Below are 2,636 nucleotides of genomic sequence, written 5' to 3'. Positions count from 1 at the left end.
CATTGGTCCCGCAGTTTGCCATACAACGCTCATCCATGTGGGGCGTTGTCACAATTGGAAGTACATTTTCTCGCTTGCACACACTGCGACATCTCCGGAACTCCGCGCGCCGAGGCCGATCGTGCGGTGACCAGGAGGTGGACCATGGCATTTTCCGTCTTCGATTCCAAGGGCACGCCGCTCGACCGGCAGCGCACCGCAACTTGGCGCTGCGCCGGCCGCTGGCCGAGGTGCGGCGCGTCGAGCAGCACCAGGCCACGATAGTCAACTGGCTGCTGGCGATCGAGCTCACCGCCGGCGTGGCCCCCAGGGCGACCGACCCCAGGTGCTGCTCGACAAAATGGGCTTGCGGTTGTCGTTCGAGCGCACGAGCACGCGGCTTTATGATGCCCTGCTGGCGAAGTGCGACGTCATGCCGGACGGCGCGGCCGGCATGACGCGCGCGCACGGCGAAGACATCCGCCGCGACGAGGCGCGCCATTTCCTGCTGCTGAAGGAAGCGATCGAGACGCTGGGCGGCGCCCCCACGTCGCAAACGCCCAGCGCGGACGTCACCGGCGTCGAATCGCTGGGACTCGTGCAGGTGCTGAACGATCCGCGCACGAGACTGGGCCAGTCGCTGCACGCGCTGCTGACGGCTGAATTGGCCGACGGCGCTGGCTGGGAGACGCGCGTCGCGCTCGCCAGCGACGCCGGGCAGGACGACCTTGTCGCCAGTTTCGCGCAGGCCCTCGACGACGAACGGCGACACCTGGCGCTCATCCACGGCTGGTATCACGAGGCCATCGGACTGATGCCTGTGCCCGGCATGCTGCCACCGGGCGGATCGGCCGCGCTGCCGCCGGACGCGACGACGGTACCCACGTCGACGCCGGACGTCACGACACCGCCTGCGGAGGTGGGTGGCATGCGTGGGGCGGAAATCTGAACGGAAGCCGCTGGAGGTAGTTACATTTCGTCAATACAGTGATACGATGATAGTTGCCATGCATCACTGGAAATATCTTTTGTTTACTTTTTTACGTTCACTGTTCATCGTGCACGACTGGAGTCGGCCGGATGGATCCAATATCAGGTCCTGCCGGGTCTGCGGCCGGCGTGAAGAATTAGACGTCGATGACGGCGTGAACCTGGCCGCCTGGTATCCCGTGTGGGAAGGCTATGCCAGTGGGCACTTCGGCAGGCGGGAATTACGCAGCGCGGCGCCCGACGCACGATTATCCGGAACGGGCGGCAGCGCTGGTCTGTCCGGGCAGAACGGCACAGCATCTGCGGCCGGTACGGCCAACATTCTGGCCCGGGTGCGGCATATGGACGACTGAGCCAGAGTCACTATCGTGTCGCTCCAGTCCGGCCGAAATAATTGCAATATAGGTGCCCCTTGCCTTCCGTCGACTCAACATGCACCGTCCGCTGCGGATTAACGAACTACTGAACCGCCCCGGGAATCGTGGAGGCTGGTTGGTTTAAGTTAAAGCGGTTTCAGTGGCAGCGATTTCAAGTTGCCGGTAGTAGTTTGCCTCAGCTTCCGCTGGCGGGATATAGCCGAGTGGTTCCATCAGACGATGGTGATTGAACCAAGACACCCATTCCAGGGTTGCCAACTCGACAGATTCCCGACTTTCCAGGTGCGACGATGAATCAATTCTGTTTGACACGTAGTCACTCCTGCGCGCTCACCTTGGTCAACCTGGTCACGCTTGACCCATTCATGCAGTGTTTGCGGGATGCAGCCGATCATCCCTGCAATTGACTCGACCGCCGCCCACACCGACGGATGCTCGTTGCGCTGCTCCCGTACCAGACGGACTGCGCCGTCCCGGACTTCCGGCGCAAATTTGCTTGGCTTCTTGTTCATAGCTCCATTCTCTCAAGAGTTGGAGCCTCCATCAAATCCGGGGCGGTTCAGAAGCGGGAAGCTGCATGCGTCTCAGTCCAACTGTCGCACGCGTCGGGGATGCTGGTCGTCGGCTTCGCGGTGAAAGTTTCCATCAATTTCCTTGTTCTCTTGTTGAGGCGGGCGTCACCAAGATCCAGCTCGGCAAACTCCTCGTCCGTCCACCGCTGTGCTGCCCGCCTCTTGCCCATGTGCGTCGCCTAAAAAGCAAGAGTAAACGCGATCATGGAAAGGTTTACAAGGCGAAGTTACAAGTCACAGAAAGTAAACGGTTTTTACGTGACATTCCAAGGGGGCAGACGAGTTGTGTGTACTAACTTTCTAGAAAGTAGAGCCATGGTCTCTCATAGGAGAAAACGTGACTTTACTCGCTAGAAGGTTAGTAACGAGATGAGTTAAACTGCCGGGATTTTCAGAGGGCCCGCCTCCAGCCAACCGCGAAGAGGAATATATACGCCCAAGGGAATAACATTCTGTCCGGAAATGGACCGCACTATTTCAACAACTGCTTCGCCAATCAGAGCCGAGAATGTATCGACAAGCGGATCAGAATGGTCTTCTTGACGTGCAGTACAGCAAACTGCAAGATATTCTTTGAGATTATCCGTAAAACGTCCGTGCGCTTTTGTTATATCTACTTTATTAAATTCGTCGTTCTCGCAAGCTTTTTTTATCTTCTCATACAATTGATCTGTCCTTCTCTGCACTTCTATGGCCTCAGTATGACGATGTGCTCTCC

The 2,636-nt window shown here is 58.3% G+C and carries 4 protein-coding genes and 2 pseudogenes; 2 read left to right on the top strand and 4 right to left on the bottom strand.

Annotated elements, in window-relative coordinates:
• Positions 1-325: 325 nt before the first annotated feature.
• On the top strand, positions 326-928 hold the full coding sequence (locus tag AC1DYX_RS30205; protein ID WP_477265769.1) for a ferritin-like domain-containing protein: 603 nt from the start codon (positions 326-328) through the stop codon (positions 926-928).
• 58 nt (positions 929-986) lie between these two features.
• The gene (locus AC1DYX_RS30200) at positions 987-1,322 is read left to right on the top strand and encodes a hypothetical protein (RefSeq protein ID WP_477265767.1); all 336 of its coding nucleotides are present in this window, start codon (positions 987-989) and stop codon (positions 1,320-1,322) included.
• 144 nt (positions 1,323-1,466) lie between these two features.
• Here AC1DYX_RS30200 and AC1DYX_RS30195 read toward each other — a convergent pair.
• The 4 genes and pseudogenes from AC1DYX_RS30195 to AC1DYX_RS30180 all read right to left on the bottom strand — a co-directional run.
• Positions 1,467-1,654 (bottom strand): annotated as a pseudogene (locus tag AC1DYX_RS30195) (IS3 family transposase); the annotation flags it as partial.
• Positions 1,640-1,858: pseudogene (locus AC1DYX_RS30190) on the bottom strand (transposase); the annotation flags it as partial. The pseudogenes AC1DYX_RS30195 and AC1DYX_RS30190, both read right to left, overlap by 15 nt.
• A 47-nt stretch (positions 1,859-1,905) precedes the next feature.
• Positions 1,906-2,088 (bottom strand): IS4/Tn5 family transposase DNA-binding protein, encoded by a 183-nt coding sequence (locus AC1DYX_RS30185; RefSeq protein WP_477265765.1) that lies wholly within the window; start codon positions 2,086-2,088, stop codon positions 1,906-1,908.
• A gap of 204 nt (positions 2,089-2,292) precedes the next feature.
• Positions 2,293-2,636 (bottom strand): hypothetical protein (locus AC1DYX_RS30180; RefSeq protein ID WP_477265763.1); only part of this gene is annotated, 344 nt, incomplete at its 5' end.

It is taken from the genome of Massilia sp. P2_C2 (assembly GCF_056404615.1).
This window is presented reverse-complemented; position numbering and strand designations above follow the sequence as displayed.